Annotated in this window: 18 protein-coding genes; 10 read left to right on the top strand and 8 right to left on the bottom strand. The window is 64.4% G+C overall.

All coding sequences use genetic code 11. The annotated features are described in order from the left end of the window. Positions 1-10 precede the first annotated feature (10 nt). Positions 11-1,837 (bottom strand): glutamine--fructose-6-phosphate transaminase (isomerizing), encoded by a 1,827-nt coding sequence (gene glmS, locus NTZ43_02955; protein MCX5766171.1) that lies wholly within the window; start codon positions 1,835-1,837, stop codon positions 11-13. A gap of 78 nt (positions 1,838-1,915) precedes the next feature. Continuing rightward, positions 1,916-3,283, bottom strand: coding sequence for a phosphoglucosamine mutase (gene glmM, locus NTZ43_02960; protein MCX5766172.1), 1,368 nt, complete (start codon positions 3,281-3,283; stop codon positions 1,916-1,918). 99 nt (positions 3,284-3,382) lie between these two features. Here glmM and NTZ43_02965 point away from each other — a divergent pair, with 99 nt between their 5' ends. The 6 genes from NTZ43_02965 (at position 3,383) to NTZ43_02990 (ending at position 10,371) form a co-directional block, all read left to right on the top strand. Further along, positions 3,383-4,804 carry an AMP-binding protein gene (locus NTZ43_02965; GenBank protein MCX5766173.1) on the top strand — a complete coding sequence of 474 codons (1,422 nt, stop codon included), beginning with the start codon at positions 3,383-3,385 and terminating at the stop codon, positions 4,802-4,804. A gap of 102 nt (positions 4,805-4,906) precedes the next feature. Continuing rightward, positions 4,907-6,076 (top strand): PLP-dependent transferase, encoded by a 1,170-nt coding sequence (locus tag NTZ43_02970; GenBank protein MCX5766174.1) that lies wholly within the window; start codon positions 4,907-4,909, stop codon positions 6,074-6,076. Positions 6,077-6,157: 81 nt separating this feature from the next. Further along, positions 6,158-7,138, top strand: coding sequence for a M48 family metallopeptidase (locus NTZ43_02975; protein MCX5766175.1), 981 nt, complete (start codon positions 6,158-6,160; stop codon positions 7,136-7,138). Beyond that, the gene (purD, locus tag NTZ43_02980; protein ID MCX5766176.1) at positions 7,135-8,418 is read left to right on the top strand and encodes a phosphoribosylamine--glycine ligase; all 1,284 of its coding nucleotides are present in this window, start codon (positions 7,135-7,137) and stop codon (positions 8,416-8,418) included. Before NTZ43_02975 ends, purD begins: the two co-directional genes overlap by 4 nt. Further along, on the top strand, positions 8,402-9,244 hold the full coding sequence (mutM, locus tag NTZ43_02985) for a bifunctional DNA-formamidopyrimidine glycosylase/DNA-(apurinic or apyrimidinic site) lyase (GenBank protein ID MCX5766177.1): 843 nt from the start codon (positions 8,402-8,404) through the stop codon (positions 9,242-9,244). Before purD ends, mutM begins: the two co-directional genes overlap by 17 nt. Further along, on the top strand, positions 9,241-10,371 hold the full coding sequence (locus NTZ43_02990) for a UvrB/UvrC motif-containing protein (protein MCX5766178.1): 1,131 nt from the start codon (positions 9,241-9,243) through the stop codon (positions 10,369-10,371). The genes mutM and NTZ43_02990 overlap by 4 nt, the downstream gene beginning before the upstream one ends. Before the next feature lie 11 nt (positions 10,372-10,382). Here NTZ43_02990 and NTZ43_02995 read toward each other — a convergent pair whose 3' ends face one another. The 6 genes from NTZ43_02995 to NTZ43_03020 are packed head-to-tail and all read right to left on the bottom strand — an operon-like array spanning position 10,383 to position 15,791. Then, positions 10,383-10,847 (bottom strand): metallophosphoesterase family protein, encoded by a 465-nt coding sequence (locus NTZ43_02995; protein MCX5766179.1) that lies wholly within the window; start codon positions 10,845-10,847, stop codon positions 10,383-10,385. Further along, complete coding sequence (locus NTZ43_03000) at positions 10,828-12,048, bottom strand: MFS transporter (GenBank protein MCX5766180.1); 1,221 nt, start codon at positions 12,046-12,048, stop codon at positions 10,828-10,830. The genes NTZ43_02995 and NTZ43_03000 overlap by 20 nt, the downstream gene beginning before the upstream one ends. A 2-nt stretch (positions 12,049-12,050) precedes the next feature. Then, positions 12,051-12,635: a UbiX family flavin prenyltransferase gene (locus tag NTZ43_03005; protein ID MCX5766181.1), complete on the bottom strand. Its 585-nt coding sequence runs from the start codon at positions 12,633-12,635 to the stop codon at positions 12,051-12,053. A gap of 26 nt (positions 12,636-12,661) precedes the next feature. Further along, the gene (gene ubiA / locus NTZ43_03010; protein MCX5766182.1) at positions 12,662-13,564 is read right to left on the bottom strand and encodes a putative 4-hydroxybenzoate polyprenyltransferase; all 903 of its coding nucleotides are present in this window, start codon (positions 13,562-13,564) and stop codon (positions 12,662-12,664) included. Continuing rightward, positions 13,561-15,033 (bottom strand): menaquinone biosynthesis decarboxylase, encoded by a 1,473-nt coding sequence (locus NTZ43_03015; GenBank protein MCX5766183.1) that lies wholly within the window; start codon positions 15,031-15,033, stop codon positions 13,561-13,563. The genes ubiA and NTZ43_03015 overlap by 4 nt, the downstream gene beginning before the upstream one ends. Next, positions 15,030-15,791 (bottom strand): class I SAM-dependent methyltransferase, encoded by a 762-nt coding sequence (locus NTZ43_03020; protein MCX5766184.1) that lies wholly within the window; start codon positions 15,789-15,791, stop codon positions 15,030-15,032. The genes NTZ43_03015 and NTZ43_03020 overlap by 4 nt, the downstream gene beginning before the upstream one ends. A gap of 51 nt (positions 15,792-15,842) precedes the next feature. On the opposite strand from NTZ43_03020, the gene NTZ43_03025 reads away from it, so the two are divergent. From NTZ43_03025 to NTZ43_03040, 4 genes are all read left to right on the top strand, one after another. Next, complete coding sequence (locus NTZ43_03025; protein ID MCX5766185.1) at positions 15,843-16,445, top strand: sigma-70 family RNA polymerase sigma factor; 603 nt, start codon at positions 15,843-15,845, stop codon at positions 16,443-16,445. A 119-nt stretch (positions 16,446-16,564) separates the two neighbouring features. Then, on the top strand, positions 16,565-17,155 hold the full coding sequence (locus NTZ43_03030; protein MCX5766186.1) for a hypothetical protein: 591 nt from the start codon (positions 16,565-16,567) through the stop codon (positions 17,153-17,155). 4 nt (positions 17,156-17,159) lie between these two features. Next, positions 17,160-18,278 (top strand): hypothetical protein, encoded by a 1,119-nt coding sequence (locus NTZ43_03035; protein ID MCX5766187.1) that lies wholly within the window; start codon positions 17,160-17,162, stop codon positions 18,276-18,278. Further along, positions 18,275-19,117, top strand: a complete 843-nt coding sequence (locus tag NTZ43_03040; GenBank protein MCX5766188.1) for a LiaF-related protein — start codon at positions 18,275-18,277, stop codon at positions 19,115-19,117. Before NTZ43_03035 ends, NTZ43_03040 begins: the two co-directional genes overlap by 4 nt. The last annotated feature ends 29 nt before the right edge of the window (positions 19,118-19,146 follow it).

Below are 19,146 nucleotides of genomic sequence, written 5' to 3' on the forward strand. Positions count from 1 at the left end.
CGCCAGCGGCCTACTCGACCGTGACGCTCTTGGCGAGGTTGCGCGGCTGGTCCACATTCGAGCCGCGCTTGACGGCGATGTAGTACGCCAGCAACTGCAGCGGCACCGACGCGAGAATCGGCATGAGCATGTCGACCGTCTCAGGAATGCGGATTTCATAATCCACGAGTCCCTTGAGTGACGGTTCATCGCGCGACGTAATGACAATCGTCTTGCCCTTGCGTGCTTTTACTTCCTGCACGTTCGACACGACTTTGTCGAACACCGCGTCGTGCGGGGCGATGAACACCACCGGCATCATCTCGTCGATGAGCGCGATCGGCCCGTGCTTCATCTCCGCCGCGGGATAGCCCTCGGCGTGGATGTACGAGATTTCCTTGAGCTTGAGCGCGCCTTCGAGCGCTGCCGGAAAATTGAAGCCGCGGCCGAGGTACAGAAAATTCGATGCGCGCTTGAACTCTTCGGCAATCTCCTCGATCACCGACGCGGTATCGAGCACCGTCTTGATCTGCCCCGGCAGTGCGGCCAGCGCCTGCGCAAACTCGCGCCCTCGCGCCACAGAGAGCTCGCGCTTGCGCGCCAGCTTGAGCGTGAAGAGCGCGAGCGCCACCACCTGGCTCGTGAACGCCTTGGTGCTGGCCACGCCGATCTCAGGGCCCGCGTGGAGGTACACGCCGCCGTCGTCTTCGCGCGCAATCGTGGAACCCACCACGTTCACGAGTCCGAGCGTGCGCGCACCGCGACGCTTGGCCTCGCGCATCGCGGCCAGCGTATCGGCCGTCTCGCCGGACTGCGACATGACAATGCAGAGCGTGCGCTCGGTGACGATCGGATTTTTGTAGCGGAACTCCGACGCGTACTCCACTTCCACCGGAATGCGCGCCAGCTCTTCAATCATCATTTCGCCAATCAACGCCGAGTGCCAGCTGGTGCCGCAAGCGGTGATGATGATGTTGTCAATATTCAGCAGCTGTTCGTGCGAGAGATTGATGCCGCCGAGCTTGGCCGTGCCATCTTCGAGGATCAAACGGCCACGCATCGTATTTTCGATGGTGGTGGGCTGCTCAAAGATTTCCTTGAGCATGAAGTGTGCGTAGCCACCGCGCTCGATGGCCGCGAGATCCCAGTTGATGCGATCCACGGTCCGCGGCTGCGGCATGGCATCGATGTCAATCACTTTGTACTTATCGCGCTCAATCACCGCCACATCGCCGTCGTTCAGGTACACAACCTGGCGCGTGTGTGCGAGAATGGCCGAGGGATCGGAGGCGAGGAAGGTTTCCCCTTCTCCGACGCCGATGAGCAGCGGACTGCCTTTCCGCGCCGCGACGATTTTGTCGCGATCTTTGCTCGAGACCACCGCGAGCCCGTACGTGCCTTCGATTTTGCGCAGCGCGTTGATGACCGCTTCCTCGAGCGAGCCGTCGAACAGCTCCTGCACGAGGTGCGCGATGACTTCGGTGTCGGTGTCGCTGCGGAACTCGTAGCCGAGGTCCTGCAAGGCGGCCTTGAGTGCGGTGGAGTTTTCGATAATGCCGTTATGGACAACGGCAATCGTGCCGTCCGCCGAGAGATGCGGATGCGCGTTGCGTTCGGTCGGCGGACCGTGCGTGGCCCAGCGGGTGTGCCCGATGCCCACGGTGCCGCTCAGCGGCGACGCCACCAGCGCGGCCTCGAGCTTGGCAATCTTTCCGGCGGCGCGTCGTACCTCGAGCGCATCGCCCGTCCAAACGGCGACGCCCGCGGAGTCATAGCCACGGTACTCCATGCGCCGAAGTCCCTCAATCAAATAGGGAACGGCGTCCTTGGGACCGATGTAACCGATGATACCGCACATAGTCAGATTGGGGAGAGACGGTGAAGTCGAGCGCCGGCGCCGTGCCGCGCACAACGAACCACGACGTGTCCTGCGCGCTTACGCCAGCTGGCCTAGCAACTGTCGGCCACGTTCCACTAACTGCGCCGCGGCCTCTCGGGTGGGCGCCTCGGCGATCACCCGCACAATCGGTTCCGTGCCCGACGGCCGCACATGCACCCATCGGTCTGGCCAGCCGAGTCGCAGTCCATCTTGCGTGTCCGCTTCCGCGTCTGGGAAGGCCGCACGCAATGCGGCGTACACGGTATCGAGCGGTGCGTTTGGGCGGTCGAGCTTTTCTTTGAGAATCGCGTAGCGAGGCGAGTCCGACACAATCTTCGAAATCGGACGCGGATCCTCGAGCATGAGTTGCAAGACAAGTGCCACGCCGAGCGGTGCGTCACGTCCCAGATGCAACTCTGGTAGAATCACGCCACCGTTGCCTTCGCCGCCAATCACCGCATGCTCTGCTTTCATTCGGAGCGCCACGTTCACCTCACCCACCGGCGCGCGAATCACACGCTGTCCGTGGTCGGCGGCGGCATCGTCCACCACGCGTGAGGTGGAAAGATTGGTGACCACACTTCCCTTGCGGTGTCGCAGGACGACACGGCACGCGAGTGCGAGTGTGTAGTCTTCGCCGATGGCCGTGCCCGCGTCTGAGACGAGCGCCAAACGGTCTACATCGGGGTCGGTGGCAAAGCCCACCTGCGCGCCCGTTTGCTGCACGAGCTTTTCGAGATCGCCCAGATTTTCAGGGATCGGCTCGGGGGGCCTCGGAAAGCGGCCATCGGTTTCGATGTTGATTTCGTGTACTTCGCAGCCGAGCAACTCGAGCAGGTGCGGAATCACGGCGCCACCGGCACCGCGGCAGGCGTCGTACGCCACGCGGAATCCGCGCGCGCGAATGGCCTGCACGTTGATGAACGGCAGTTTGAGAATGGCGTCGAGGTGGCGCTTGATCGCGTCGCCGTCGAAGGTTGTTTTTCCGAGCTGATTCCATTCGACGTAGGGCACGCCGCTCTCGACGAGCGCGCGCATTTGCGCCCCTTCGGTAGCCGACAGAAAGAGCCCCGACGCGCCGATGAACTTGAGCGCATTCCATTCGATGGGATTGTGACTCGCGGTAATGCCAAGCCCGCCCGCCGCGTGGTGATGCTCCACCCCCATCTGAATGGTGGGCGTGGTGGTGAGGCCGAGGTCAATGACGTCGGCGCCCACGGATTCGAGCGCTGCGCGCGCGATGGTATGGAACAGAGGCCCGGAGACGCGGCTGTCGCGGCCCAACACGACGGCGCGTGACCCGCCCTGCGCCACCGCCCAGGCACCAAAGGCCGCCGCGTAGCGTGCGACCACTTCCGGCGAGAGGCCGTGGCCGACGCGGCCACGAATGCCGGACACGGAGATCATCAGTCGAGGGTCTGTCATTGTGATAAAGCTACCGGAACGCGAGCGGGAGCGACAACGCCCACGGTTGGCGGAGGGGTGTCCCGCGGGTAGCTTGCCATCGGTCACTTACCCCGCCGCATGACCCTGCTACCGCTCGCTGCCGCCGCTGGCGGCGGCTCGATTGACGGCCTCTCCGCGCCACAGCTTGTGGCCGCTGGCTTTACGCTCCTGCAACGGAGCGCCCCGCTGGTTCGCGCCCTTGCCGGCCGACGGAGCGCACTGCTACTCCCGAGCGGGCCGCAGTTCCTCACGGCACTGGCGGCGAGCGACGGGCGAGGCGCGGTGTTGATCAACCCGCTGGCCGCCCCTGCCGAAATCGCGTTTCAACTTGCCGACGCCAACGTGGGCGCGGTGTTCACGGTGGCGTCACTGGCCAGGCGGTTGGCGCCGTCGGTGACGTATGTGCTTCTCGACGAGGCGCCGCGCGCCGCGCGCATCGTAACGCCCGACGGCACCACCGACGTGGACCTCGGCTCGCATTTTGGGATCGATCTCTCCATCGACACCGACACCCCCGGCCGCGACGAAGAGTGCGCCATCGTGTACACCTCGGCGATGGCAGGCACGCCGCTCGGGGCGGTGCTGACGCATCGCAACCTGCTGGCCAATGCGCGACAAACAGTGGAAGCTGCGCAGATGACGCCGCAGGGACATTGCCTCGCGGTACTCCCCTTTGCGCATCTCTTTGGCCTGACCGTCACGGCGATGGCGCCGATGCTCTCCGGCGGGCGGGTGACGACGATGGCAAAGTTCAATCCGCTCACCGCAGTCGATCTCATGCGGTCGGCCGGGATCACCGAGTTTGTGGGTGTGCCTGCGGTGTTCGCTGGCCTGCTGGCGGCGATTGAGCGCAAAGGGGGCGCCGCGGGTTTTGACATGCTACGCCTCTGCATTTGCGGTGGCGCGCCACTTTCCGTGGCACTGCAGGATCGATGGTTTGACGCCACGGGGGTCGAACTGCGGCAGGGGTACGGACTCACGGAGTCGTCGCCCGTCTGCTTGTTCAATCCCCCGGACCGGCCGAACCAGCGCGGCGCGCTGGGGGAGCCATTCCCAGGCTGCGAAGTGACGGTGCGCGACCACGAGACCAATGCCCCACTGCCAGACGGTACGGCCGGCGAGATCTGCGTCCGTGGCCCCACGGTGTTTGCCGGCTACCTGCACGACGGTGACAAGGGCCTGCAGCTACGCGACGGCTGGCTCGGCAGCGGTGATCGTGGCATTCGTCACGCCGACGGCACGGTGACATTCGAGGGGCTCATCAAGCCGATGTTCACGCGCAACGGGTTCAACGTGTATCCGCGCGAAATCGAGCGAGCGCTCTGTGAACTCGCCGGTGTGCGGTCCGCGCGGGTGTACGCCATTCCCGAGCCGTCGCGCGAGCACGATGTGGGGGTGGAGATCGTTGGTGACGTCAGTGAAGCCGAGGTTCGGCGGTGGTGTGAGAGCCGGCTGTCGGTGTACAAACAACCCACGGACATCTCGATCGTCGCCGGTTGAACGGCGGCGCTGCCGCGGCCACTCGCGCGTCAGCCCGCCCCGCCCATTCCGCGCTCCGGCGGAATAGATTTCTCGCATCCTTCTCACTCAGGGTACTGCCTCGTGACCCGCGCCTTCGACGACGACTTCAAGTACCGCTTCGCCACCCGCGCCATTCACGCGGGCCAGCGCCCCGATCCGACCACGGGCGCGATTATGCCAGCCATCGTCCAGACGTCTACGTACGTCCAGGAAGGGCTCGGGCAGAACAAAGGCTACGAGTATGCGCGAGGAAAGAACCCCACGCGTGAAGCGCTCGAGCGCAACGTGGCCGCTCTCGAAGGCGCCAAGCACGGCTTTGCGTTCTCGAGCGGCATGGGCTGTCTCGACTCGCTCATGAAGCTCTTCAAGTCTGGCGACCACATTGTGGTGGGTGAGAACGTCTACGGCGGCACCTACCGCCTGATGGACAAGATTCTCACGAACTTCGGCCTGAGCTTCTCGTTTGTGGACACGCGCGACGTGCAGAAGATTGCCGACGCGATCAAAAAGAACACCGTCGCCGTACTGCTCGAAACGCCGACGAATCCGCTGATGCGCCTTACCGATCTCGCAGAAGCCGCGAGCGTCATCAAGCCGAGCGGCGCGCTGATGATCGTCGACAACACCTTCGCCTCACCGGTGCTGCAGCAGCCGCTCGCACTCGGCGCAGACATTGTGTATCACTCGACGACGAAATATCTGAACGGCCACAGCGATATGATTGGCGGCATCTGCGTGCTCAACGACGACGACCTCGCCGCGCGCATTCAGTTCATTGCCAACTCCGCTGGCGCCGTGCCGGGCCCCATGGACTCGTGGCTCGCGCTCCGCGGCACCAAGACGCTCGCCCTGCGCGTCCGGCAGAGCGATGCCAACGGCCGAGAGATTGCCGCGATGCTCGCGAAGCGCATGGGCGACGAACGCGTCTTTTATCCCGGCCTCACCTCGCACGCGCAGCACGAACTGGCCAAAAAGCAGATGACTGGCTTTGGCGGCATGATCTCGGTGGAGACGGGCTCCAAGGAAAATGCCAACACGGTGCTCACGCGTGTGCGCGTGTTTAGTCTCGCGGAGTCGCTGGGTGGTGTGGAGTCGCTCATCAGCCATCCCGCCTCCATGACCCACGCCTCGGTGGAGCCAGCGCGCCGCCAGCAGCTCGGCGTCACGGAAGGGCTCGTGCGCCTGTCGTGCGGAATTGAGGACGTGCAGGACCTGCTGGAAGACTTGGAACAGGCATTTCGGGGCATCTGATTGGCACTTTCTGAGGTCCGCACCCGTACGGGTGTGTGACCGCCCCGACACCGCCGGTTTCATCTCCGCGAGGAGTTTCCAATGCCCGACCGCAAAATCCTGACTGACATCGCCTCGCAAACGTGGGAGCACCCGGCCGACCGCGCCGCGCTGAACACGCTGCGTTCCATTCCCGCGTTCGACGAAGTCATCCGCAAGATTGCGTCGTTCTTTGGGGAACGTGGACTGCGCCAGCTCTTTCTGGCCAATGCGGTGCGCGTGGGGCCCACACAGCGCCCCACGCTCGACCGCTTGCTCACCGAAGTGCTCGCCACTTTCGACTACCCCGAACGGCCGCAGCTGTACGTCACGCAGTCGCCGGTCATCAATGCTGCGGCGATTGGTTTTGACAAACCGTTCATCGTCATCAACTCGGCGGTGATTGAACTGCTGACAGAAGACGAGCAGCGGGTGATCATCGCACACGAAGTGGCGCACATCGTGAGCGGACATGTGCTCTACCGCACGGTGGCGCTGATCATCATGACGGTCGGCCTGTCCTCGCTACCGATGGTGGCCGCGGCCGTGCTCTTCCCCATTCAGATGGCGCTCTTTGAATGGTACCGAAAGAGCGAACTGAGCTCGGATCGCGGCGCACTGGTCGTGGTGCAAGACGCGCGGACCGTGATGATGACGTTCCTGAAATTGGCGGGCGGCCCCGCGCACGGCGATCCAATTGACCTCGACGCCTTTATTGCGCAGGCCAAGGAATACGAAACGCAGGGCGATGTGGTGGACCGCGTCTGGCAGATTATCAACACCGTCTTCCGCGATCACCCGTTCCACACGGTGCGCGCCGGTGAGTTGCAGCGCTGGATTGAGTCGGGCGCGTACGATAAAGTCATGGCCGGCGAGTACGCGCGCCGCAGTGACGCCAAGCCCGCCGACGAAGTGCGGCACGATGTGAACGAAGCGGCGCAGTATTACGGCGACCAAGCACGCGCCGCCGTCGGCAAACTCGGCGACGTGTTGGACCGTGCCAAAGATGCCTTTGACGACGCCTTCAAGGGCGGTCGTCGATGAAGATCTTGGTCGTCGGTGGCGGCGGGCGCGAGCACGCGCTCGCGTGGCGGTTCCGCCATGACGACCCGCATTGCGAGATTATCGCCGCCCCGGGGAATCCGGGGATCGGCGAACTCGGGCGTTGTGAACCAATCAAAGCCACCGACGTAGCCGCTCTCGCCGCACTCGCACGGCGTGAGCAGGTGTCGCTCACGATTGTCGGGCCGGAAGCGCCGCTCGAAGCGGGGATCGTCGATCATTTTCGTACGCTCGGCCTGCCTGTCTTTGGACCCACGGCGGCCGCAGCGCGAATTGAAACATCCAAGCGCTTCGCCAAAGAGTTGATGCTGGCCGCGGGCATTCCCACAGCCAGCGCCCGCACCTTCACCAACGCGGCGGAAGCCAAAGCCGAAGTGCGTCGCCTCGGCGCGCCGGTGGTGGTCAAGGCGTCTGGGCTCGCCGCTGGCAAAGGGGTGATCGTCGCCGAGACGGTGGCAGAGGCGGAGTCGGCAATCACGATGATGCTCGAGGGGAATGCGTTCGGCGAAGCCGGACACGAAGTACTCGTCGAGGAGTTCATGAGTGGCGAGGAGATTTCGGTGTTCGCGCTCACCGACGGCACGCACGTGCTGCCAATGATCGCCGCGCAGGATCACAAGCGGATTGGTGAACGCGATACCGGCCCCAACACAGGCGGCATGGGAGCATATGCCCCCGTCTCACTTGCGACGGCGGCGGTGGCGGACGACACGGTTGAGCGCGTATTCCTTCCCACACTCGCCGCGATGCGCGCCGCAGGCTGTCCGTTCACCGGTCTGCTCTACGCGGGACTGATGCTCACGCCGCAGGGCGCGAAGGTCGTTGAATTCAACTGTCGTTTTGGCGATCCTGAAACCGAGACGCTGCTTCCGCTACTGGCGTCGAGCTTGCTCGAACCCGTGCGTGCGATTGCCAATGGCGATTCGCTGGCTGGGGCGTCGCCGCTTCTCTGGCGCGGGGCGGCCGTCACGACGGTTGTGGCCGCGGCTGGCTATCCAGGTACAGTACGCTCCGGCGATCTGATCACACTCCCACCGGCCGAAGAAGGCGTGATCGTCTTTCATGCCGGTACGGCGCGCGATGCACAGCAACGGCTTATCAGTTCGGGTGGTCGCGTCTTTGCCATCACAGCTGTCGCCGACTCACTAGCCGAGGCGCAACGCCGCAGTACGGCGCACGCCGAACGTGTGCAGCTGGACGGTCGCCAACTGCGCCGCGACATTGGATGGCGCGAGCTCGCGCGCAGTGCCGGAACTTCCTGAAACTGAGACGATAGCGCGCGATTTGCACGGTGCCGTGGGTGGCGCTGTCATCGGCGCGACCTCCGTCCCGCGCCCCGACGTCCTGCGCGAGGTCACGGCGGTGGAGTTCGCCGAGCGCACAACTGGCGCACAGATCGGCCGCGTGTGGCGACGCGCAAAGTCGGTGATTCTCGATATCTCTACGGGAGATCGCCTGGTGGTCACGCCGCGGTTCACCGGCGCCCTGCTGATTGAAGCTGCGGACGCCACTGCGGCCTCCCCTGCGCCGACATCGGCCGACTACACCGCCATCCACTGGCAACTCACCGACGGCCGCACCCTCCGCTACCGTGACGTCCGCCGACTCGGCACTGTCGCCCTGATGTCGCCTGAGCGATTTGAGCGCTGGACGGCGGCGCTTGGCCCTGAGCCGCTTGACCCAGCCCTTACCGCCGAGCGATTTTCGGGTATTGTTCGGGTCTCCTCCCGGGCGGTCAAGAGCATCCTCATGGATCAGCGGCGTATGGCGGGCATCGGCAACATCTACGCAAACGAAGCGCTCTGGCGTGCCAAGATCCGCCCCACGCGGCGCGGCACGGCTCTCTCGCGCGCCGCCGCTACCACGCTGCTCGCCGAAATTCGCGCGGTGCTAACGGAATCCATCGCACTTCGCGGAACCAGTTTTCGCGATTATCGCGACGCCTTTGGAGGGCGCGGTGGTTTTGTGGAGCGCCTCGCTGTGTACGGGCGCGCCGGCGAACCCTGCACACGATGCGGCACGACGCTCCGCTCCACGCACGCGATTGAAGGGCGCAGCACTGTCTTTTGCCCCACGTGCCAACGATGAGCAGGCGCCGGCGCAAGAAACGCGCGGCCACCCCTGAGGTCGAGGCGCGCGTCGCCGCGATGCGCGAAGTCGTACGCGCCGACGTGAAAGATCGGCCTGGCGTGTATCGCATGATCTCCCCGGACGGTGAGATCGTGTACGTGGGGAAGGCCAAAAAACTCCGCACACGCCTCATGAGCTATTTCCGCGCCGAGTATCCGGCGGAGAAAGGCGCACGCATTCTGCGCGAGGCTGGCGAGATTGCGTGGGACTATCACCCAAGCGAATTCGCCGCGCTACTCGAGGAGTTGCGGCTCATCAAACGGTGGCGCCCGCGCTTCAACGTGATGATGAAGCGAGACGCGCGCCACTACGCATTTGTGCGCATCACCCGTGGGCCAGCGCCCAAGTTTCAGGTGGTGCGCTCGGCTGCTGCTGACGACAACGGTATGTATTTCGGCCCATTCAGCGGCGCGCTGCAACTCGAGAACGCACTCCGCGAACTCAATGACGTACTCGGCCTCCGCGACTGCGCCAGCGACACGCGTATGTATTTTGCCGACCAAGTGGAACTGCCGGTGGCGCCGCCGCGCACGCCCGGATGCATTCGCCACGAGATTGGCCGCTGCCTCGGCCCCTGCGTTGCGGCCACCACGGTGTCCGAATACGCCTCACGGCTCGAACTTGCCCGCGAGTTTCTCGAAGGGGCGCACGATGCACCGGTGGCGACGCTCCGAGTAGCAATGGAAGCCAGCAGCGACGCCCTCGACTTTGAGCGCGCCGCGAGCCTGCGCGACAAGATTCTGCGGCTCGAGTCGCTGCAAGATCAGTTCGCGCGACTGCGCTTTGCGGTGGAATCGCTGTCGTTCGTGTACACCGTGCCCGGATTTGGCGACGAAAACCGCGCGTACATTATTCGTCGCGGGCGCGTGCGTGCCGAGCTCCCCGCCCCTCGTACACCCGCTGAGCGCGCCACGCTCGCGGCGCTGGCCGCCGAGGTATTTGTCCCCTCCGAGTCGACGCGACTCACCGTTCCCGCGCACGAAGTAGACGAGCTCCTCCTGCTCTCGAGCTTCTTCCGAAAGTTTCCGGAGGAGCTGGAGGGAACCGAGCCGGCGAGTTCATTTCTGCAGGCCCGCAGCGCGTAGCATTGCGCGGGTTAGGCCAGCGTCAACAGCTCCGCGTCGGCACGCCCGTCCACAATCGTCAGCCGCGCCACCGTCGCAGGCAGCGCGAACCGCTTTGGTCCAGCGGCACCCGGGTTGATCACCAACTGCTTTCCCACGCGTTCAATCAGCTGCACGTGCGTGTGTCCGTACACAATCACATCCGCGTCGTACGCAGCGGCGAGCGCCGCGGGCTTTGGCCGGCCGAGTTCGTGCCCGTGGCTCACATGTATGCGGAGTCCACCCAGCTCCAGCTCCAGCTGCTGCGAGAGCCCCGGCGTCCACGGATCATCGCAGTTGCCATAAACAGCGCGCACCGGCGCAATGAGCGAGAGTTCGTCGAGAATCGTGTCGCTGCACACGTCGCCGGCATGCAGAATCAACTCCACACCGGCGAGCGCCTCGTAGACTTCGGGCCGCAACAGCCCGTGCGTGTCGCTAATGAGCCCGATCAGCACCGCGAATCCTCCCGGCCAAAATCACGAACAACACCAAACAGCCAAGCGACACCAACGCCTCTGCGGCGAGCATCCCCTGCGTGCCGAAGCGGTCGTGCACGGCGCCATCAAAGCGGATCATGGCCAATCCACCCAGCGTATTGAATGCAAAGAACACGTTGATCTTGGTGGCGGCTGCGTGGTCGCCAATGAGCGCGAGCACCATCCCAGTGAGCGACGCGGTACACAAGCCGAGCGAAAACGTATAGAACAGCGTGGCGGCAGCAAACCCCATACTATTGCGCGGCGACAGCATCATCAGCGCGGCGGCCGCGGCGGATATGGCACAGGCCCACGCATACGCCGTGGGCTTGGCCATTCGATCTGCCACCCACCCGCCCGCAAAACAGCCGGCCACAATCGCCACGCCGCCACCGGCGCCGAGCACGAAGCCAACCGTGTCGGCGCCAGCATTCCACTCGGCGCCAAGCGATCCAAACAGGAACTGCGACGCGCCGCTCCCAATGGGCAACAACGCGAGGAGCAGGCCAATGCGGCCATCGCGTGTGCGCAGCATCAGCGTCAACGCTCGTACGGCAGCCGCAAGTTTTGTCGCCACCGTTTCACCGACCACGCCGCGCCCAGGCTCGTCTAGAAACCGCAGCGCAAATGCGCACGCAAATACAATCGCCGCCAGCGCAACGCCCGCGAGCCAGGTGGACGGCAGATGCTTGACGAGCAACAACCCTACGCCGCCACCGGCCGTTTGACCAAACTGATTCCCGCTCTGGAACCACCCGGCGGCGCGACCGCGCGTGGCCAGCGTGGTGTTGTGCGCCATCAACCCTTCGGTGGCAAACGCAAGGAACGACGCCCCCACATTCGACGCTAGCACCACCACCGAGAGCAGCGGCACGTTCGACGCTTGCATCGGCGTCACCGTCAACACAAACAGACCGAGCGCAATCGCTGCGACCGCGAGCAGGTACCACGTTTTGCGCGTGAGTGTTGCGTCGCCGAGCGGCGCCCACACGAACTTGAACGCGTGCGCAAAAAAGGCCATCCCCACAATGGCCGCGCTCGTGGACACCGGCAAACCAGCGCGACTCGCGAGGTACCCGAGCGCGACCGACGGATAGCCGATAGTAAGACCCATCGGAAAGTAGAGCACCGCGAACACCCACGGATGCGGCGCACGCCCACCAAGAGCGGCGCCCGACACCACTACGCGTTCTCCGACTGACCGCCCCACCGAATGGCCAGCGTGTTGTCCACGCCGAGATGATCGAGCACGCGCGCCACCACGAAGTCCACCAGCTCTTCGATGCGCGTGGGGCGATTGTAGAAGCCGGGCGAAGCCGGCATGATCGTCGCGCCGGCGCGGGTCAGCCGCAGCATGTTCTCGAGATGGATGGCGCTGAGCGGCGTCTCGCGCGGCACCAGCACGAGCGGACGGCGCTCCTTGAGCGCCACATCCGCTGCGCGCTCCACCAGCGAACGCGACGTACCGGCAGCAATCGACGCGAGCGTTCCCATAGAACACGGGCAAATCACCATGCCGGCGCTCTTCGCGGAGCCAGACGCGGGCGCCGCGCCGCGGTCGGCGTCGTCAAACACCGTTACCTGTGCATCCCAGGCCGCCGCGCCCGCAAACGTGCGCAGCCCCTCCACATCCACCAGATCGGTCTCGGTGCGCAACAAGCGAAGTCCGTGCGACGACATGATCAACGACACGCGGCGCTGTGACGCCACCAACTGCTGCAACAGGCGCACTCCGTACGGCGCGCCCGACGCGCCGGTGAAGGCCATCACAATCGGAGCATCAGCGTGCGTGCTCACGTTAGCACCCGTTCGGCGAGCGCAAACATAAAGAACGCGATGCTAATCACCCCGTTCATCGTAAAGAACGCGGCGTCCAACTTGGACTGATCCTCGGCGCTGACCAATGAATGTTCGTACAGCAGTAGCGACGCAACGGTGCCTACACCGAGACCGAAGATCCAGCCGCGCCCGGCGCCGAGCCCCGCCACCATCAACAGGAGCACGGTGCACACGTGCAGCGCGCGCGCAATACGAATCGCCACGCGCGGCCCAACGGCGGCCGGCACGGAGTGCAAACCGTGCTCGCGATCAAAGGCGATGTCTTGCAGCGCATACATCACATCAAAGCCGCCGCCCCACGTCATCACAGCAAGTGCGAGCGCCGGAAGCAACCACCACGGATCGCTCCACTGCCCCGTCACGGCGAGATATCCGCCAGCGGGCGCGATTCCCATGCCGAGCCCAAGCACGAGATGCGACCAACGCGTGAACCGTTTGGTGAGGCTGTAAAAACAAATCCAGAGTAGCGCCACCGGCGAGAGCATCGCGCAGAGTGGATTCAACTCCCACGCCGCCCACACAAAGAGCGCCATCGCGCCAATCACGAGCGCCGATGCTTCCCCCACCGCCATCGCACCGCTCGGGAGCTCACGCATGGCCGTGCGCGGATTCTTGGCGTCGAAGTGCCGGTCGGCAATACGATTGAATCCCATCGCGGCAAAGCGCGCCGCCGTAAAGGCGAGCACAATCCACCCGAGCGAACGAAGCGTCACGGGCGTGTGATACGTCGCGAGCACCACACCCACGAGCGCAAAGGGGAGCGCAAACACCGTATGCGGCAGTTTAACGAAGTTCACATAGCGCACAAATCGCGACGTGCCGTCAAACGTCTGCCCCTCACGGTGCGACGCGGTCATAGCCCGAGCCTCGGCCAGAGTGCATCCACGCGCTGCCGAGTGGCGTCGTCCATCGCGATCACCTCGGGCCAGTTGCGGGTGAATCCCTCTTCCGGAAATTTCTTAGTGCCGTCGATTCCCATCTTGCTGCCGTACGTGAAGGCACGGCTGGCGTGATCGAGCACATCCACCGGCCCCATCGTAAAGCGCACGTCGCGTTGCGGGTCAATGTTATTGAGCGCGACCCACCACGCTTCCGCCGCGTTCTGCACGTCCACCCAGCTATCGACAATCACGAGCACCTTCGCAAGCGACATTAATCCCTGCCCCCACATGGCGTTCATCACCTTGTAGGCCTGGCCCGGATATTCCTTTTTGATGCTCACGAACACGAGGTTGTGAAAAATCCCCTCGGCGGGCATGTGATAATCCACGATCTCGGGGACCGTGAGCTTGAGCAAGGGCAGGAAGATTCGTTCGGTGGCGTGGCCGAGGTAGTAGTCCTCCATCGGCGGACGCCCGACGATGGTGGTGGCGTACACCGGATTCTTGCGCATTGTCACCGCGGTGATATGCACCAGCGGATACAGATCGGCTTCGGAGTAGTAGCCCGTGTGATCGCCGAACGGCCCCTCGGTCACCAACGCCTCAGCCGGATCGATGTAGCCCTCGAGCACAAATTCGGCGTCGGCCGGCACTTCAAGATCGCAGGTGAGGGCCTTGGCGAGTTGCACCGGCTCCTTGCGCAGGAAGCCCGCAAAAATGAACTCGTCCACCATCGGTGGAAGAGGCGCGCTGGCCGAGTACATCGAGGCCGGATCGCCGCCGATGGCAATGCACACTTCCATTTTCTCGCCGCGTTCGGCCATCTCTCGCCAATGGGCGGCGCCCACCTTGTGGCGCTGCCAGTGCATGGCGACCGTGTTCTTACCCATCAGCTGCACTCGGTACATCCCCACATTGCGAATGCCGCGCTTGGGATCTTTGCTGATGACCATTGGCAGCGTGATGTACGGGCCACCGTCGTCAGGCCAGCAGGTGATGATCGGCAGTTTCCGCAAATCGACGTCGTCGCCGCGCCACACGGTTTCTTGGCACGACGGCGTGCCGCTTTTCATGCGCGGCGGAAACTTTGACACTTCAAGCAGGCGCGGCAACATCGACAGCTTGCCGAGTAGCCCCTCTGGAACTTTGAGATCCATCAGCTTGGTGATGCGGTCGCCGTGTTCGTCGAGTCGCTCGACGCCAAGGCTCAGCGCCATGCGCTTCATGGAGCCGAACAGGTTGATGGCCACCGGAATCGGTGAGATGGTGCCGTCAGGCAGCACCGGCTTTTCGAAGAGCAGCGCTTTGCCTCCGCCCGGCATTTTGCTTACGCGGTCGGTGATTTCGCACAGTTCAAGATCCACCTTGACGGGCTCCGTAATGCGATGGAGCTCGCCGATCGCGTCGATGGCGGCAATGAATTCAGAGAGGGTATTGAGGGTCACGATTGCGTCTTGCCTTTTTCGCCGACGTGAATCGCCGCAATCCCAAACGTCAGCGTCGTAAACGCGACGTCCGCAAACCCCGCCGCGCGCATGCGATCCGCGAGGATGGTGGTTTCGGGAAAATTGGCGACCGATTGCGGCAGGTATTGGTACGCGGTGCGATGACCGCTAATGAGGCCGCCGATGAGCGGCAACACCTTATGAAAATAGAACAAGTAGGCCGTGCGCAGCAGCGCAACACGCGGCGTGGAGAACTCGAGAATCACGAATCGCGCACCCGGCGCCAGCACACGGTGCACCTCGGCGAGCGCGCTCTCGAGACTCGCCACATTGCGAATGCCGAATGCGACGATCGCCCCGGCCATTGTGCCACTCGCCAACGGGAGCGCTAACGCGTCGGCAACAACCGGGGCGAGTGTGGTACGCGGCGCCTTGCCCACGCCCGCGCGCAGCATCGGCTCCGCGAAATCCGCGCCCACAATATGCCCGCGGAATCCGGAGTGGCGACTCAGCGCCGTGCCGACGTCGAGCGTCCCGGCGCAGAGGTCGAGATAGTGGCCCTCGGGCGCACGTTCCCATCCTAGGCGCGCGATCGCCAACCGACGCCACGACCGGTCGATACCCATGCTCAAGAGGTGATTGAGGAGATCGTATCGCGGGGCAATGTCGGAGAACATCCGTTGCACGTACGAACGCTTGCCGGGGGCGCCGGCAGCGGCCGCCCGTGCCTCGAGCGCTTCAGTATCGGTGGCTGTCATCAGCCTTGAAAGTTGCCCGCGCGTGAGAGCACGGGCAAGTTTGAAGGCAGCGTGCCCCCCAAACTCGATCTCCTCAACCTTCCCGACGCGGACGTCGTCGCCCTCGCCCAGCGCGGGCGCGAGGACGCCTATCGCGAACTGGTGCGCCGCTATGAGCGCCCCGTGTTCTCGCTGGTGTTCCGTATGGTGCGCGACACTGCCACCGCCGAGGATCTGGCGCAGGACGCGTTTATCAAGGTGCTCGGCAACCTCGACAAGTACCGGTCCGAGTTCAAGTTCTCGAGCTGGCTGTTCAAAATCGCGAATAACGTCGCCATCGATCACCTGCGACGCCGGCAGCTCGACACCATCTCGATGGACGGCTCCCCGCACGCCCAGACGGCGGCCGATATGGAGGCCACGTCCTTTGATGTGGGCTCCGAGGACGAGTCCCCACTCGAGGCGCTGGAGTCCAAGGAGCTGGGGTCGTCTATTGAGCGCGCGATTGCCGCCCTGCGCCCGGAATACCGCTCCTGCATCATGCTCCGCCACGTGGAAGGGCGGAGCTATGAGGAAATCGCGGCGACGCTCGACCTGCCGCTGGGCACGGTGAAGACCTACATCCACCGCGCCCGTCACCAGCTCCGCGAGGCGCTGGACCACCTCAGAGAATGATGGCGAATAAACACCGAAAGTTCAGGACTGCCCGCGCGCCGATGGTCGGACGCCCGTGGCACTCCACACACGCTGAAACCGCGTCCCTCGCCCTGCCGTAGTCTGATTCAGGAGAACTCATGCAACATCGACACCTGCATCCAAACGAGATCGACCTGCTGCTCGACGGCGAGGTTGGTTTTGGCGTCGCGCCGTTGCGCGCGCACGTCGAGGAGTGCGCGGAATGCCGCGCCAAGCTCGACGATGTGCGCCTGGTGACCGACGCCCTCGACCGGTTGCCGCACTTTGCCCCCACCGTTCGCTTTGCCGATTCGGTGATGGCGCAGGTGCACATTGTCGAACCGTGGCATGTGGCGCTCGTAGAGAGCGCCCTACGACTCGTCCCGCAGTCGCGCGCCATGCGCGTGGTGATGGCAGGCTCCGCGCTAACGGTGGCCTCCGTGCTCTCGGCGAGCGCCGTGTGGCTCGCCTTCCGCGCGGATGTGGCGCGCTACCTGGTGAACTTGGCGGCGGATCGCGGTCGGCAATCGGTGGTACAAGGTGCCACGGCTGTCCTCGATGCCGCCTTCGGCCAATCGGCGATTGACGCCATGCGTGGCGCTGGGATGAGCGGTGTCATGGTTGGCGCAGCCCTCTTGGTGACCGCCGCCGGCGGTGCCACCCTAGGCCTCCGCGCCATGGCCACCGCCTCGCGGCGTGCGCGGAACTAGGGCCATGACGTCACGTTTTATTCGCGCGGTCCGCGGGCTCTCTGCGCTGACCGCGCTTTGGATTGCCTGTAGTACGACGGTGCAGGCTCAAGACAGTGCGCAGCGCGTTGCGCTCGCCAAGTCGTTGCAGTCGCTACGCACCAATGGCGAGTCGCCCGCACTCCCCGACGCAAAAGAATTCACCTTCGGTGATCGATCGATCGCCGCGAACACTCGCGCCGCTTCCACCGTGGCGGTCGCCAATGGCACGCTGACGGTGAGTGGCACGGTGGCCGGTGATGCCGTCAGCTGGAAAGGCGACATCGTCGTCGCGCCAGGTGGCGTGATTACTGGGCGTGCTGTGGCCATCGGAGGCAAAGTGCGCCTCAACGGCGGCCGCGTGGACGGCGAGATTCGCTCACTCGAAGGCAATCTCGACGCCACAGGCACCGACGTGACGCCACTCGGCGGCGCGGCAACCGTCTCGCACGCGTTGTCACTCGCCGCCGCTTGGCTCGCCGTGCTCGTGTTCCTCGGCGTTGGCATACTCGTGGTGGCGTCTCCCAATCTCGACGCTGTCACCGACGCGCTCGAGCAGGGCGTGGGCCGCGCCATCATGACGGGACTCGCGGGCGAGGTGGCGATTTTGCCGGCGATTGTGGTCATCTCGCTCGGCCTCGTGCTTACGCTGCTCGGCATTCTCCTCGTGCCGTTCGCCGTCGTGGCGTATGTGATTTTGGTGGCCGGGTTGTTTGCGCTCGGCTTTCTCGCGGTGGCGCGCGTCATTGGCACCGCGATCACTCGTAGCCGCACGAGCGAGGGCGACCGTGAGCGGCGTGCCTCCTCACTGCGCGCACTGATTGTTGGCGTGCTGGCACTGATGAGTCCGTGGTTCCTCGCGGCATCGCTCGCGTGGCAGCCGATGGTGCACCTTGTGGCACAGACCATCGCGATTGCCGTCACGAGCGTTGCGGCCACCGCTGGCCTCGGCGCGGCCATTCTCTCGCGCGGCGGTGTCCAGCGACGCCCGTCCGCGGCGGCGGTCAAAGCAATGGCGGCCGCGAGTTGGCAGACGCCGACGCCAGTCGCCGGTGTCGTAGCGGCGCGACGCCCATCCTCGTACGATGCCCCGGCGGCCAAGTGAACGAACGCTTGCTCGTCGCGTCCGCGCTCGTCATTGCCTTGGCACACCCCGCTGAAGCACAGCGGTGGCGCACGCTCGAGGCCGCACGACAAGTGCACGACACGTCGGCGCTTTCTGTTCGCGTCGAATATTCGGCCGGACGGTTCGACCTGCGTCCCGCCACAGGGAACACGCTCTATAACATGAGTTTGCGCTACGATGCCAGCCGCGGCGAAGCCGTGAGCCGCTATGACAGTCTCGCGCGCTCACTCACCGTAGGGGTGAAGGGCAACCACAGCATCCGCGTCAACTTGGATGACAACGACGGCGGCGATCTCAAACTGCAACTCGCGCCGAACGTCCCCATGGATCTCGCGCTCGAACTCGGTGCGGTTGAGGGCGAACTTCAGCTTGGCGGAATGGCCCTCTCTGATCTTTCGATCAAAGGTGGCGCCGCCGAAATCACCGTGCGATTCGATGCGCCGAATCGCGTCCGCATGCATGCCATGAACATCGAGATTGGCGCGGCCTCCGTGAAGCTCATGCACGCGGCCAACGCCGGTGCCGAACGCATCAAAGCCAATGTCGGCGTCGGGTCACTGGACCTCGACCTCTCTGGCCCGCTGACGCACGACGTGGAGATCAACGCCTCGCTGGCCATGGGGGAGATTACCCTGCGCGTGGCGCCAGAGGTTGGCGTGATGGTGGAGGCCAAGACCTTCCTTGGCGATATGCACAGCTCCGGTCTCATCAAACGCGGCGACTACTGGTACTCGGCCGACTACGACGCCGCTCCGCGGAAGGTGCGGGTGCAACTCAAGGCGTTTCTTGGGGGCTTTAAACTTCGGCGGGCGAGCTAATCGCCGGACGTCACGCGGCGCGGGTGTGA

Source organism: Gemmatimonadota bacterium (assembly GCA_026387915.1).
GTDB lineage: Bacteria > Gemmatimonadota > Gemmatimonadetes > Gemmatimonadales > Gemmatimonadaceae > Fen-1231.